Raw genomic sequence first — 12,868 nt, 5'->3', positions numbered from 1 at the left:
ATGAGTGTTGAAACAGTAGCCCGTCGTTACGCCACCGCACTTGCGGACGTTGTCATCAAATCCGGCGAGACCGAGTCGGTCAAAAGCGAACTGAAATCGTGGGAAGATTTTGTCGGCTCGAACGCCGATCTCCAGCGGGCCTTTTCAAACCCGGCGATCGCGCATTTGAGCAAGGAAAAGGTCCTTGAAACCCTGATCGGAAAAACCAAACCGTCGAGAACGACGGCGAACTTTCTCCGAATCTTGCTTCGCAACGGACGTTTGACAGAACTTCACGAGATCAACGAAAAGTTCGCCGCGGTCCTCGACGAGCGTGGCGGCATCGTCGGAGCTGAGATCACGTCCGCAAGGGAACTTTCGGACGCGGATCGCGCCGAACTCAGTGCGTCGATCGCGAAGCTGACCGGCAAACAGGTAAAACTGAATTTTATTATCGACGAGAACATCATCGGCGGCGTCGTCACCCGTGTCGGCTCGACCGTTTATGATAATTCCGTCAAAACGCAATTAGAGAATCTTAAACAACAACTGGTAAACGGTTAGTCGTTAATGGTTAATTGATGCCTTTCACTTTCGCGGCCGATTAACAATTAACAGTTCACAATCAACGATTAACAAATAATATGGAAGCAATTAAAGCCAACGAAATTAACGAAATCATTCGCGCTCAGATCGAGAATTTTGATGCGACGATGACCGTTGCCGAGGTCGGAACGGTGATCAAGGTCGGCGACGGTATCGCCGAGATCCACGGACTCGAAAAGGTGATGGCCGGCGAACTGCTCGAATTCCCGTACGGAGTTCGCGGACTGGCGCTCAACCTTGAAGAAGACAAGGTCGGAACCGTGTTGTTCGGCGACTTTCAGAAGATCAAGGAAGGCGACGAGGTCAAACGCACGCGCCGCATTATGAGCGTTCCGGTCGGCGATGCGATGATCGGCCGCGTCGTTGACGCGCTCGGCAATCCGATCGACGGCAAGGGCGAGATCGTTACCGATACTTTCAATCCGGTCGAGCGCATCGCGCCCGGCATCATCGACCGTCAGCCGGTTAAGGAACCGCTTCAGACCGGACTCAAGGCGATCGACGCGATGGTTCCGATCGGCCGCGGACAGCGTGAACTTATCATCGGCGACCGGCAGACGGGCAAGACGGCGGTGGCGATCGACACGATCATCAACCAAAAAGGCAAGGACGTCATTTGTATCTACGTCGCCATCGGTCAAAAGGCTTCGACGGTGGCGCAGGTCGTGCAAAAGTTGAACGACTTTGGCGCAATGGATTACACGATCGTCGTTTCGGCGACCGCTTCTGATCCGGCTGCGATGCAGTTCCTCGCACCGTACTCGGGCGTCGCGATCGGCGAGTTCTTCCGCGACAACGGACGTCACGCGCTGACGGTTTACGACGATCTTTCGAAACAGGCCGCGGCATACCGCGAAATCTCGCTGCTGCTCCGTCGCCCGCCGGGTCGCGAAGCATATCCGGGAGACGTTTTCTATCTACACTCGCGCCTGCTCGAACGCGCGGCGAAGATGTCGGACGCCCGCGGCGGCGGCAGCTTGACCAGCTTGCCGATCATCGAAACGCAGGCCGGCGATATTTCGGCCTACATTCCGACGAACGTGATCTCGATCACCGACGGTCAGATCTTCCTTGAATCGGATTTGTTCAACTCGGGCGTGCGTCCGGCGATCAACGTCGGCAACTCGGTCTCGCGCGTCGGCGGTTCGGCGCAGATCAAGGCGATGAAGCAGGTCGCCGGTACGCTCCGCATCGACCTTGCGCAGTATCGCGAACTCGCGGCGTTTGCGCAGTTCGGTTCGGACCTCGACAAATCGACTCAGGACCAGTTGGAAAAGGGCAAACGCCTGACGGAAGTCCTGAAACAGGGACAGTATCAGCCGATGGAAGTCGAAAAGCAGGTTTTCATCATCTGGACGGTTTCGAATGGCTTTGCGTCCGACATCGCGGTCGAAGATCTCAAACGCTTTGAGTCTGAACTTTTCGGTTTTGTCGAAAGTTCGCACCCCGCGATTCTGGAAACTCTTCGTACAAAGAAGGCGATCGACGACGATCTGACGGCGTCGCTCAAGGAAGCCGTCGAGGATTTCAAAGCAACGCGTTGGAACAAATAAATTTGTGAATTGGGATTTGTGAATTCGGATTTGACTGCTCATTTGGACAATCCGAAATCAGAAATCCCGAATCCGAAATCGCAATATGCCTAGTTTATTGGATATGCGCCGACGCATTAAGTCGGTCAAAAACACACAGCAGATCACCAAGGCGATGAAAATGGTCGCGGCGGCGAAGCTCAAGCGCGCGCAGGATCGCGTCACGGCGGCTCGTCCGTTCGCGCGAAAGATGGCGGCGGTGCTCGGCAATATGAGCGCGAAGATCGGCGACGATTTTTCTTCGCCGTTGCTCAACGACCGCGGCGATTCGAAATATCTGATCGTCGTCGTCAGCGCTGACAAGGGGCTGTGCGGCGGCTTCAATGCGAATCTGATCAAGGCGGTTCAAGCGTTTCTTCGCGACCACGACGGCAAGCAGACCGAGATGATGCCTGTCGGCCGCAAGGCGCGCGACTTTTTCAAACGGCGCCATATGACGTTTGTCGAAGAATACGTCGGACTCACGGGAAGCGGAACGGTCAAGCACGAGGACGCCGTTGCGATCGCGAACCGTGTCGTCAAGTGCTTCACCGAAGACGAGTCGATCGACAAGGTCTTCCTGGCGTTTACGGAGTTTCGCACCGTGCTCTCGCAAAAACCGATCGTCGAGCAGTTGCTTCCGATCCCTCGAACTCAGGATGACGCAGATGGAGCGTCGGCGCAGGCCGAGTACATTTACGAGCAACCGGCGGCGGAGATCTTCGGCAAACTCTTGCCCAAACAGATCGAAACGCAGATCTACCGGGCAATGCTCGAATCGGTCGCTTCCGAGCAGGGCTCGCGAATGACGGCGATGGACAGCGCGTCCAAGAATGCAGGCGAATTGATCGACACGTTGACGCTGAATATGAACCGCATCCGTCAGGCGGCGATCACGAAAGAAATTATCGAGGTCGTTTCGGGCGCCGCGGCGGCAGCGTAGCTTGAGTTCCTTCTGAATCCGGCAAGCAAAGCAATTTGAAGTCGTTTCCGATTTCAGATATGCTTTGCTTGTTTTTTTTATCAATTCAGCTGGAGGAAAGTAAGATGGAGTATCTGGGTTTCGGATTGGTCGGACTTGGCGGACCGCTGGCTTTGATCGGATGGATCTGGCTTCTGGTCCTCGGTTTCCAAAACGGCGGCGCGCTTTGGGGAATTCTCATATTCTTGTTCAGTGGCTTGGCCGGCCTCGTCTTTTGCATCGTTTACAAGAAAGGCTGGGCGGCGTTTGCGCTGATGCTCGTCGGCGGACTTCTTTCGGGAGTCGGCGTGGTTCCTTTTGTACTGAAGGCTTTGGAGAATATGCCGCGGTGACGGAAGATCGGTTTATCGGCAGAACAGACTGGCGCGAACGTATCATTCGTTACGCGCCATTGATTTTATGGGTCGCGGTGATCTTCGTGGCGTCATCGACGACCGGGTCGATGACGAGCACGTCGCGCTTTATCCGGCCATTTCTGATATGGCTTTTCCCGTCCACGCCCGAGGACATCATCGCGATCTACCACGGCTACATTCGCAAATCGGCGCATTTTTTCGAATATGCGGTGCTTGCATTCTGGGCGTCACGGGCGTTTTGGGATTCAACCCGTGAGAGTCTGAAGCGAAATTGGCATTTTGCAGCGTTCCTTTTTGTTTTTCTGACCGCATCGCTCGACGAACTGAACCAGAGTTTCAACACTTCGCGAACCGGAACGTTCAATGACGTGCTTCTCGACTGCGCAGGCGGCATCACAATGATCGGGATTCTCCTGTTGGTCCGCGGGTTGTCGAGCCGCCGAGTCGGTTCTCCGCTGCCGGAATAGATGATAGCTGAGAGTGGATAGCTGATGGTTCCGAAACTCAAAAGCACATCAACCATCAATTACCAAATCTCAATTATTCCGAGAGTGAATTCTGCCGATCAAACACATCCCGAATAGATGATAGTTGAAAGTGGTTAGCTGAAAGTTTGGAAACTCAAAGGCACATCACCATCAACTAACAATTATCAACTCCCAACTATTCCAAGAGTGAATTCTGCCCGTCGGAAAACACGGCTCGGGATAGCTGATAGTTCCGTAAACTCAAAGGCACATCACCATCAACTAACAATTATCAACTCCCAACTATTCCAAGAGTGAATTCTCCGCGTTTCAAAATACAAGCCGGACGCCAATCCGCACCGAGCGCGGCGACTGGAAAGAACCTGCCAGATTGTAATCATTCCGGTAACCGGTCGAACTCGGGCCGCGCGCGTCGAGGTAGTTCTGCACAAACCGGCTGATTCCGGATCCATTGTGGATCACCTGAAAAACCGCCGCTTCGCTCGTGCAGTTGGTGCAGCCGCCCTGTGTCAAAGTAGTCGACGTGAAATTCGTCGAGCTGATCTGCGTCTGCCGTCCGATCTCGTTGCGTTCGTCAAAAAGATTGAGAAAGACGACAAACGGCTCAAGCGAAAAACGATCGTCCTGTCCGAAATTGAAACGGTGCGAAACGCGCAGATCGGTTTCGGAAAAGGTCTCGGTGCGGCCCAGATCACCGCGACCGAAGAGGATCGAGTTTTGCACATTGTAAAGCGAATAGACCGTCGTCAAAGGCGTGCCCGACTGGATCGTCGTGAAGGCCGAGACCGACGTCCGGCCGATTTGACCCCATCTGAACGTATATCCGCCGTATGCTTTGAATACGTGCGGACGGTCGGTCGCGAGCCGCCCGTTGTCCGGATCGCCGTCGGCGTCGAAGCCGGCCATCGGCAGATCGAAATAGCGACCGTTGTTGGGATCGGTTCGTCCGCCTTCGTCCGAGTTTGAGAGGCCCGAATAGTTCCCGAACGATCGGCTGTAAGTGTAGCTGGCGTTGAGAAAGTATTTGGCTGATCGTTTATCGACGATCACCTCGAAAGCGTCGTATCGCCGCTGCGCTTTGGCGCACGGAAGGTTCGCTTCGGCCGAAACCTCGCAAATGGGTCCGAAACCAGGGTTGGCTGTCGTGTATTGCTCGCTGCCTTGACCGTTGAACGTTCCGACATCCTCGATCGCGCGATCGAGATCGCGGTACAAATAGCGTCCCGAGACGATCAGGTCATCCATTAATCTCTGTTCGAATCCAACGGTGAATTCACGCGTACGCGACGGACGGAGACCACCGTCGATGTCGGGAAGAATGAAATTGATGACCGGAATGTTGCTCGAGATCGAGAACGAAATCTGACAGATCGACCAGCCTAGCGAGTTGACGATCGGACATTGGCCGCCGGGGAAGTCCGGGTTTCCGCCGATGATATTTTGATAAGTGTAGTTTGTGTATGCGACTCCGCGTGCGGGAAGTATCTCGAAATAGTCCCGATAGAAAATCTCCGAGTATCGCCGTTGCAGCGCGTCGAACTTCATTCGATCGTAATAGAGTCCGAAACTCGCGGAGGCCTTCGATTTGCCATTCCCGAAAACGTCGAAAACACCGGCGACGCGCGGCGCGATCTTGTCGCCCCAATTCCACTTGAGATCAAACTCCCCGCCGATCACGATCGTCGAAGCCGGATAGACCGGATCGCCGTAGCGAGGCAAGCTCTCGTTTTCAAGGCGAAGTCCGAGGCTGAGCGTCAGGCGCTTCGCGATCGTCCACGAATCCTGCCCGAAAAGCGATTGCTGGCTTCCCGCAGCTTCGCCGTCGGTCCCGAAGCGCTGAAGAAATCCCGACCCGAGGTTTCCCGGCGTCGCCGGAAGTCCGATGATCGTATCGATCGAGCGGCCGTAGAAAAGCTGAACGATCCCCGTATCCGTGTAGCCTTCTCGAATCTTGTTGAAGACGCGATTATAGCCGTAACCGAACTTGAAATGATGGCGACCGAGGAGATCGATTCCATTGAGCTGACCCTCGACGTCGAAGGTAGTCCGTTTCGAAACTTCGTAATCGCGGACGCTGTTGGACGCGATATTTTGAAATCCGGCGGAACAGTTGGCGCCTGCCGGTGGAGTTGTCCCGGCGTTGCAGATAAACCTGGTCGTCTTCGGAACTCCGTAACTGTCGAGCTTCTCGTTCAGAAACCCGTAGCCGCCGCGGGCCGTTACCAGAAAGTTCTTCGTGATATCGATCGTTGCCTGGCCATTGACCACTTGCGAATTCTGCCGGCCGCCGCGCGTCGCGAGATAATCTGCGCCGCGCAGTCCGCTCGCCTGTTGGGGCGCGCCGCCGAGACCTTCGGTCGCCGACGGCAACGCGCCGTCCTGAACGATCGGGTTGTAAAGATACGTCCCGAAAAGCCGCAGGCGCCCGATCGGCTGTGCGTCGAGGCGGACAAACGATTGTTCGGCGCGGACGTTCGATTTGTACCTGATCGATTCCGTGACGGCGCGCGTTGCAGGATTCGTGCTGTTGTAATAATCGATCGTCCGGGAAATGCCGGAAATCTGCGGCGAATACGATGCGAAGAACCAAAGTTTGTCTTTCAGGATCGGGCCCGAGAGCGACGCTGTCGGGAAATACCCGGAACCGCCGTCCTTGTTCGGCTTGAAATACTCGACCTGTCCGGCGCCGCTGCCGAAACGGACGAGCGCCGAACTGGGCGAGCCCTGAAGTTTCGATGGCGTGAATGAGATCCCGAAATTCCCGCGCCAACTGTTTCCGCCGCCTTTTGTAATTAGGTTAACAACGCCGCCGACCGCTCCCGAATACTCCGCACCGATACCGCCGGAACGCACCTGGACTTCGTCGATAAGTTCGAACGGGACATCGAAGTTGGTGTTGAGCAGACCGGTCCGGAAATTCGTAACTTCCTGACCGTCGACGAAATAGGTGTTGTCGCCACCGGAATTGCCGTCGATCTGAAATCCGGAAACAAGCGGTTCAGGCCGCGCATTCGTCGCGATCTTGACCAGCGAGCCGAAGGTTGGACCCGACGGAAGGCGTTCCAAAAATCCGGATTTCGCGCTGGTCCGCACCTCAGGTTTCGGGTCGACAGTCTCGAACGGTTCGACAACGACCGTCGTCGTGGTTGCAAAAGAAACTTCGAGCGTTACATCCGCGATCGTGGTGTCGTCAACATAGACTGAAAGCGTGTTACCGAACGACCGAAAATAGCGTGACTCGATCTTGATCCTGTAACTTCCGACCGGAATCTCGGTGAGCGAAAAGTACCCACGCGCGTCCGCAGTGACGGATTTTTCGAATCCCGGCGAAGAATTCTCCGACTTCAAGAAGACGGTCGCTGCGGGGATTGGTGCACCGGTCTGATCTGTTACCGTTCCTCTAATCGAGCCTGTCGTGCCTTGGGCGGCGACCGGGGGCGTAAATCCCGCGATCGCGAACACCGACAAAGCTAAAGCGGCGAATTTGCAGATGCTGGAAATCATTAAGCTAACTCCCCCAAAGGTATTCGATCAAAACACGAGCGTGGAATGCAAGTCACAAGCCACAGCGGGAAAAATCAACATTCCGAGGTTTTTTTCGAGTACCAAACATATTGGCGTCAATCGGTTTTTCCAACTGTTACCGAAAAATTGGACGGAATTTGGGATTTCGTATTCGAACGTATGTCATCGACTTTCAAATCAGTTTGTCCGATCAAACGAATTTGCGATATTATCAGAACAACAAACGAACAGATTTCGTTAATCAGTTGGTGAAATTGGAATACGAAAGGAGTTTACATAAATGAGCATCTGGGAAAAAGTTAAAAACGAGGCACTTAATCAGTTTATCGAGGTCATCGAATGGCTCGATGATTCGCAGGACACGCTGCTGTATCGATTTCCGGTTCACGGTCAGGAGATCAAGAACGGCGCGCAACTGATCGTGCGCGAATCGCAAGCTGCGGTGTTTGTTCACGAAGGTCAGGCGGCAGACGCTTTCGGCCCCGGACGCTACACCATCGACGGCGGCAACACCCCGATCTTGAGCAAGCTCGGTGCCTGGAAACACGGCTTCAATTCGCCGATCAAATCGGAAGTTTATTTTGTAAACACCAAGCAGTTTACGGATATGAAGTGGGGCACGGCGAACCCGATAATGATGCGCGATGCCGATTTCGGGATCGTTCAGCTCCGCGCATTCGGCGCCTACTCGCTTCGGGTAGCCGATCCGCAGACGTTCATCAAGGAAGTCGCCGGAACGAACGCTCATTTTCAGACCGAAGACATCGACGCGCAGCTCAAACGGGCGATCGTCACTGAATTCTCGGACGCCCTTGGTGAATTGAAGATTCCGGCGCTCGATCTCGCGTCGCAGTATAAAGAACTCGGCGAACAGATCCGCGCGAAGATCAACGAGGATTTCAAGGCCTACGGACTCGAAGTCACGAAGTTCTATGTCGAAAACATTTCGGTGCCGCCGGCGGTGCAGGAAGCTATCGACAAACGTGCCGCGATGGGCGCACTCGGCGACGCGCAGCGCTATATGCAGTTTCAGGCGGCTGACGCGCTTCGCGATGCGGCCCAGAATGAAGGCGGCGGAGCCGGTCTCGGTGCCGGTCTCGGCGCCGGATTCGCGGTCGGCAACCAGATGGTCAACGCGCTCGGTGGCGGAATGGCGCCGCAGGGCGGCGGACAAGCGCAGGCTCCGCAGAACCCGATGGTTCCGTGTCCGACGTGCGGAAAGCCGAATGTCGCTGGAACGAAGTTCTGCGGCGATTGCGGCGGCAAGATGGAAGTCGCGAAAGTTCCGTGCGTGAAATGCGGAGCCGAACTCCGCGAAGGCGCGAAATTCTGTTCGGAATGCGGTTCTTCGCAGGAAAAACCGAAATGCGCGAACTGCCAGGCCGAAATGAACCCCGGCGCAAAGTTCTGCAACGAATGCGGAACCAAAGTGGAATAGGATTTGGGATTTCTGATTTCGGATCGTCGTCGAATGGCATCGATGACGATCCGATTCGCCAGCAAATCGCAAATCGCAAATCGCAAATCGCAAATCGCAAATCGCAAATCGCAAATCGAAAATCGAAAATCGCAAATCGCAAATGGCTATAAGTCCCGAACTTCTCGAAATCCTCCGCTGTCCGAAATGCAGATCGGAAGTGAAGATCAAAGACGACCAAACCGGTCTCAAATGCGTCAATCCTGAATGCGCGCTGGTTTATCCGATCCGCGACGAGATTCCCGTTATGCTCGTCGATGAAGCCACGGTCGAGAAATAGTCCGTGAACAGCCCGGTCATTCGGCGGCAGGCGACGCTCTTTCTGCGCGGAAACGAGGCGGTCGATGCCGTTCGTCGCGAGTTCAATCCGAAGCAAGCCCGACTCATCGGTTCTCACGTCACGCTGATCCGCGAAGACGAGGTTTCCGATTGGGTGGAACTCCGTACGCGGATCGCCGGGCTTGAGTTGCGGCCGATCAAGCTAAAATTCGGACAGCCTGAACGCGATGGCGATCTGGTGTTGGTCCGATGTCGTGTTCCGGCTGCGTTCGATCGGCTTCGCGAACAACTTCTGGAGCTACCGCGCCGGCACGGCGCTCACGTGACGCGCATTCACCCGCGAAACGGCGTTTGCACGGATGCCGATTTCGAGATCATTTCTTCCAGGATACAGCCCTTCGAACATATTTTTGACGAGATCACGTTTATCCGACAGGCGCCCGGCGGCGTTTGGGAGACCGTTGAACGCTTCCAAATGCGCGGTCCCCGCGATTCGGACTAGTCGACTCACTCGGCTTTTCTTTAGTTTCTGATGATAGAATAATCCGATGATTCAGGGTCCAACGATCGACTGGAAAGACGTTAAACGCGTGCTCGTCGTGCGTCTGCGCTCGATCGGCGACACGGTCCTGATAACGCCGACGCTCAGCGCGCTTCGCCGTCATTTGCCTGACGCGAAGATCGATGTTTTGCTCGAAGACTGGGTCGCGCCGATTCTCGATGGGTTTGATGCGGTGGACGATGTTCTGAGTTTTTCAAAATCGAGCAAGCGGTCGCGATTTGCGGTCGCCCGCGAGATAAGGCGCCGGAAATACGACGTCGCGATAAACCTGCACGGCGGCACGACGTCGACGTTTTTTGTGCGCGTTTCCGGCGCGCCCCATCGCGTCGGCTATGGTCATTATCGGTACAAGTTTCTTTACAATCATCTGCTCACGTCTTCGGCCGATTTCTGGCGCCGGCCAGTGACGCATTCCGCCGAACAGCACTTGGCCCTCGTCGGATCGGTCGGGATTCCGGTCGAAGACCGGCCAAAGACATCGTTGGCCGTCACGGAGTCTGCCGTTGCTGCGATCGATTCCAGGTTACGGGGATTCCGGGATTCCGGGGTTATGGATTCCAGGATTCCAGATTCCGGGATTCCAGATTCCAGATTCGAGGATTCAGGACTCAAGACCCAAGATTCCAAGTTCCGGAGTTCGGACTCGGACTCGGATTTGAAGGATCCAAAATCCAAAATCCAAATTCCAAAATCCAAAATCGCAATGTTTCATCCCGTTGCGGCGTTTGCGACGAAGCAGTGGGCGACGGAAAAGTTCGCGCGTGTCGCCGAGTTTCTCGACGTGCGCGGTTACCGTGTCGTCGCGGTCGGCGCACCGACCGAACGCGGGCAACTCGAACTACTCAAATCGATCGCTTCCTCGCCGATCGAGATCTTCAGCGACCTCGCTTTGCCGGAGATCACGGCACTCGCCGCCCGCGCGTCGCTTTTTGTCGGCAACGATTCAGGCATCGCGCATATAGCCTCGGCCGTCGGTTGCCCTTCGGTCGTGATTTTCGGTTCGTCGAACCGCGATCACTGGCGTCCCTGGACCGACGCTCCGCACCGGATCGTGTACGAACCGTTCGACTGCCAACCGTGCGCCGGTTACCGATGCGAGAAATACGTTTCGCCGCGCTGCATCGAATCGGTCGGAACAGCCTCTCTCACTGCCGCGATCGAATCATTGCTATCGTGACGCAGTCGCGGACGTAAGCAGCCGTGATCTATGTGCGCGCACAAAACTGTTTCAGCGCGTCGATGTCTGCTCGCCCAGTTCGGCACCCGTCGCTTCCTTGGGACGAAGAACGAGCATTGATTGAGATGTCATGTGACGGCGCCTGGAAGCGATAGGCTGAGCGAACGAGAGCGATTTCTTGCGTGCCGGAGTGAAAGTTAAGTATTCTGAAAAGTATGAGGAGGAGTTTTTTGATCTTCGTAACTGTCGCCGCCTTGTGTGCAGGAAAGGCGGTCGCATGCTCGTGTGTGGTCAACGGCACCGTTGATCGGGAGTATCAAAAATCCGCAAATGTTGTGATTCTCAAAGTACTGGCCATCGAAAAGACGGATACTCCGCCGCCAAGGCTCGTGAATTACGGCGGGATTAAACAAACGGTCCTCAGCGTTGAGAGAGTTTACAAGGGCACCTTGAAGATCGGGCAAAAACTTAAGTTTGCACAGGGTGGCGGCGCCGATTGCGTTTGGACATTCTCCGACCGGAGTGTCGGCGAAGAATATCTTTCACCCCCCCCCCCCCCCCCCCCCCCCCCGGTTACCTCGGAGCTGAGCCTGGTGATCCGAAATCGTCCGACGGCGTGATCGCCGCAACCGGTCAATTTCCGAAAGTCGTGCCAAGCGATGTTTGGATAGCCAGTACGTGCACGCGATCAAACTCCGTGAAATGGGCTGCGGCCGATATCTTGTATCTGGAAAGTCGATCCAAGGTGAAGGTTCGGACCCGCCTTTCAGGTCTAATCACCAAGAACGTAAGGAGTGCGATCGAGGAACAGCCTTCCTCTTTTGAGCCGCTTTCCAATCACAACGTTCTCGTTTCAGGGAATGGCAAGACGATCAAACTCACAACCGATCAGAATGGAGTCTATGAACTCTACGATCTGCCGCCTGGCAAATACACCGTGCGGCCCGAGGCGATAGCCGGCTTTAAGCATACTCAATTCGCGCGATATGACGACACTCAAGTGGTAATAAAACCGAAAGCGCATACTGAGCGGAACTTTTATTTTGAGATCGATTCTGCAATTCGCGGAAAGCTCTTTGATACGAACGGAAACCCCCTCAAGGACGTCTGTATGGAGCTGCTGCCGGCGCGCGGCACGAAGGTTCCGTTCTTATACAATTCTGATTGTACCGAGCCGGACGGCTCGTTCGAACTGAAGGGTATTCCGGCCGGATCGTATTTGCTTTTGTTCAATGATGACGACGTAATAACTGCTGAGGAGCCGTTTCGTGCCTTTTATTACCCAAATGTAAAAGAGCGTGAAAGAGCGTCCGAAATTCAAATAGCGCCTGGCACAAAGATCGAGAACCTTGTAATCGTCGCGCCCGAAACAGCCGAGGTCATAACCGTGACCGGCGTTTTGCGAATGCAGGATGGAAAAACGGCGAATAGCAAGAATGCTGCATTCGCGGCCGTTGAGTTTGTCGCGGAAGAAGACGAAGAGGCGGATGAGGATAACCCCTCATCGCGCGTAATGATCGACGCGGACGGACGTTTCGCAATCAGAATCCTCAAAGGTCAGAAAGGGAAACTCTACGGAACAGTCACGGTGTATCCGGGCTTATATTTGAATTGCCCGAAGTTGGAAAAGCTCATTCCAAGAAGAGAAGGGATAAATATTGTCGACATAGAAACGCCGAGTGTTTTCATAAACGCGGAGTCGAGTCAGGCGGGCGTAGAACTGAAATTTCCCTTTCCGAGTTGCAGGCTGCGAATCGATTAACTCCGGAGATGATAGGAACGAATAGGTCCGCTCGAACATTCGCGGGCTCTGCCGCGTGATCAAACTAAGTTTTTCATCGATCTTGTTTGCCGGCAGCTATCAAG

The 12,868-nt window shown here is 54.8% G+C and carries 11 protein-coding genes; 10 read left to right on the top strand and 1 reads right to left on the bottom strand.

All coding sequences use genetic code 11. The annotated features are described in order from the left end of the window. The 5 genes from IPN69_22315 to IPN69_22295 all read left to right on the top strand — a co-directional run bounded on the left by IPN69_22315 (position 1) and on the right by IPN69_22295 (position 3,961). On the top strand, positions 1-543 hold the full coding sequence (locus tag IPN69_22315; protein MBK8813441.1) for a F0F1 ATP synthase subunit delta: 543 nt from the start codon (positions 1-3) through the stop codon (positions 541-543). Between the two features lie 80 nt (positions 544-623). Then, positions 624-2,138: a F0F1 ATP synthase subunit alpha gene (locus IPN69_22310; GenBank protein ID MBK8813440.1), complete on the top strand. Its 1,515-nt coding sequence runs from the start codon at positions 624-626 to the stop codon at positions 2,136-2,138. A gap of 85 nt (positions 2,139-2,223) precedes the next feature. Continuing rightward, on the top strand, positions 2,224-3,099 hold the full coding sequence (gene atpG, locus IPN69_22305; GenBank protein ID MBK8813439.1) for an ATP synthase F1 subunit gamma: 876 nt from the start codon (positions 2,224-2,226) through the stop codon (positions 3,097-3,099). A 104-nt stretch (positions 3,100-3,203) separates the two neighbouring features. Next, positions 3,204-3,470, top strand: a complete 267-nt coding sequence (locus IPN69_22300) for a hypothetical protein (GenBank protein MBK8813438.1) — start codon at positions 3,204-3,206, stop codon at positions 3,468-3,470. Then, the gene (locus IPN69_22295) at positions 3,467-3,961 is read left to right on the top strand and encodes a VanZ family protein (GenBank protein MBK8813437.1); all 495 of its coding nucleotides are present in this window, start codon (positions 3,467-3,469) and stop codon (positions 3,959-3,961) included. The genes IPN69_22300 and IPN69_22295 overlap by 4 nt, the downstream gene beginning before the upstream one ends. Positions 3,962-4,291: 330 nt before the next feature. Here the strand turns inward: IPN69_22295 and IPN69_22290 are convergent, their stop codons facing one another. Then, entirely contained in the window at positions 4,292-7,486 is a 3,195-nt protein-coding gene (locus IPN69_22290) for a TonB-dependent receptor (protein ID MBK8813436.1), read from the bottom strand. Between the two features lie 301 nt (positions 7,487-7,787). On the opposite strand from IPN69_22290, the gene IPN69_22285 reads away from it, so the two are divergent. From IPN69_22285 to IPN69_22265, 5 genes are all read left to right on the top strand, one after another. Next, positions 7,788-8,945 (top strand): SPFH domain-containing protein, encoded by a 1,158-nt coding sequence (locus tag IPN69_22285; GenBank protein ID MBK8813435.1) that lies wholly within the window; start codon positions 7,788-7,790, stop codon positions 8,943-8,945. 142 nt (positions 8,946-9,087) lie between these two features. Beyond that, entirely contained in the window at positions 9,088-9,264 is a 177-nt protein-coding gene (locus IPN69_22280) for a Trm112 family protein (protein ID MBK8813434.1), read from the top strand. A 3-nt stretch (positions 9,265-9,267) separates the two neighbouring features. Continuing rightward, positions 9,268-9,765 (top strand): hypothetical protein, encoded by a 498-nt coding sequence (locus IPN69_22275; GenBank protein MBK8813433.1) that lies wholly within the window; start codon positions 9,268-9,270, stop codon positions 9,763-9,765. A 46-nt stretch (positions 9,766-9,811) separates the two neighbouring features. Beyond that, entirely contained in the window at positions 9,812-11,002 is a 1,191-nt protein-coding gene (locus tag IPN69_22270) for a glycosyltransferase family 9 protein (GenBank protein MBK8813432.1), read from the top strand. Positions 11,003-11,504: 502 nt separating this feature from the next. After that, positions 11,505-12,764 (top strand): hypothetical protein, encoded by a 1,260-nt coding sequence (locus tag IPN69_22265; GenBank protein ID MBK8813431.1) that lies wholly within the window; start codon positions 11,505-11,507, stop codon positions 12,762-12,764. Positions 12,765-12,868 lie beyond the last annotated feature (104 nt).

It is taken from the genome of Acidobacteriota bacterium, assembly GCA_016715115.1.
Classification (GTDB): Bacteria; Acidobacteriota; Blastocatellia; order Pyrinomonadales; family Pyrinomonadaceae; genus JAFDVJ01.
Note: the sequence above shows the minus strand (reverse complement) of the source record. Positions and strands in the feature narration are given on the sequence as shown.